The 1,819-nt window shown below is 57.6% G+C and carries 1 protein-coding gene; it reads left to right on the forward strand.

Going from position 1 to position 1,819, the window contains the following annotated elements; genetic code table 11:
* The first annotated feature begins 520 nt into the window (after positions 1-520).
* Positions 521-1,774, forward strand: a complete 1,254-nt coding sequence (locus WCA53_RS21630) for an ABC transporter substrate-binding protein (RefSeq protein WP_423915454.1) — start codon at positions 521-523, stop codon at positions 1,772-1,774.
* Positions 1,775-1,819: the final 45 nt, after the last annotated feature.

Below are 1,819 nucleotides of genomic sequence, written 5' to 3' on the forward strand. Positions count from 1 at the left end.
GGACCGTAGTCCGATAAAATTTTTTTTGACACTGAATTGTAGTTTAACTACAATTCAAATCAAGGGGTAACGTGATCCCGGAAAAAAAGCTTTAGTCAACCAGAACATGAGTGTTTTCCCGGAGTTCACGTCTAGTTGCATGGTAATAGACCTGAGCCAATGATGCTTTCACCACAACGGCAAGGTTTATAGAACCAGCTTATGCAGGACCCCGGAGCCTCGCCAGACTGCTAGCGCCGTGCGGTGGGGCAAAAAATCAAAAGAGGAGACAACCGTTGCGATTCGACACACTCATCTCTTGAGAGCCGTGCGGCCGTAGTTCGGTCTGCCGGTCAGGTTCGCGCGCCCAGAGCTTTGGCCTGATCGCCTGCGAGCCTTCCTTCCAGCCGACACCGTCCTCCGGCCACCCCAAGTTGTTGATAAAAGAAGTCTAGAAGCAATCACGTTGCAACCAAGCCATCGCTTCCTGGCGGCATCAGGGGCCAACCGTTTTTTGTCAGGTGTTCGGAGGAGATAACAAATGAAATTTCGCAAGCTCATTGGCGCGCTCGGCGCTGCAGGTTTGTTGTGTGGCGTGTCGGCGCAGGCCGTTCAGGCTGCGGAAGCCGTTTCAGTACTGCACTGGTGGACCTCAGGCGGTGAATCGAAGGCAGTCGGCGTGTTGAAGGACGACATGACGCAGCAAGGCTATGTCTGGAAGGACTTCGCAGTCGCGGGCGGCGCAGGTGCCGCAGCCATGACCGCACTGAAGACCCAGGTTATTTCCGGCAATGCACCGTCGGCGGCCCAGATCAAGGGTCCGCTGATCCAGGAGTGGGCTGACCAGGGCGTGCTCGTGCCGATCGACTCGGTCGCCGGCGACTGGAAGAAGAATCTCCCGCCCGAAATCGACAAGGTCATCCATGCAGGTGGTCACTATGTAGCCGCGCCGTTCTCGGTGCATCGCGTGAACTGGCTGTACATCAACAAGGACGCACTCGACAAGGCAGGCGGCAAGGCCCCGACCACGTGGCCGGAATTCTTCGCGGTTGCCGACAAGATGAAGGCTAACGGCATTGTGCCGGTGGCAGCAGGCGGCCAGCCGTGGCAAGACCTGACGCTGTGGGAAGACGTGGTCTTGTCGCAGGGCGCGGGTTTCTACAAGAAGGCGCTCGTCGACCTGGATCAGAAGACGCTGACGTCGGACCAGATGGTCAAGGTGTTCGACACGGTCCGCAAGGTCCAGTCGTACTTCGATAACGGCCGTACTGGCCGTGACTGGAACCTCGCCACCGCCATGGTCATCAACGGCAAGGCCGGCATGCAGTTCATGGGCGACTGGGCGAAGGGCGAGTTCGCAGGCGCGAACAAGAAGTCCGGCACCGACTACGTCTGCGTCGCTGTTCCTGGCACGGAAAAGGCTTACACCTTCAACGTCGACTCGTTCGTGTTCTTCCAGCAGAAGGGTTCGAAGGAAGCTACGCCGGGCCAACTGGCATTGGCGAAGACCATCATGACGCCTGACTTCCAGGAACAGTTCAGCCTGAACAAGGGTTCGATCCCGGTGCGTCTGGGCGTGTCGATGGCTAAGTTCGACGACTGTGCGAAGAAATCGTACGCCGACGAACAGACAGCTATCAAGTCGGGCGGCTATGTTCCGTCGCTGGCTCACGGCATGGCTCAAGGTGACGCAACCGCAGGCGCGATTACCGACGTTGTGACGAAGTTCATGAACTCGACGGAAGATTCGAAGACAGCAGTTGCGGCCCTGGCCGAAGCAGCAAAGACGAAGTAAGCGTAGAACGTGTCTGAACCGGGCGCGTTCTTTCCAAGAAAGAAC

This window comes from Caballeronia sp., assembly GCF_049581465.1.
Classification (GTDB): Bacteria; Pseudomonadota; Gammaproteobacteria; order Burkholderiales; family Burkholderiaceae; genus Caballeronia.

Coding starts and splice junctions, on each gene's coding strand:
- WCA53_RS21630 (WP_423915454.1), top strand. CDS start 521: ATGAAATTTCGCAAGCTCATTGGCGCGCTCGGCGCTGCAGGTTTGTTG.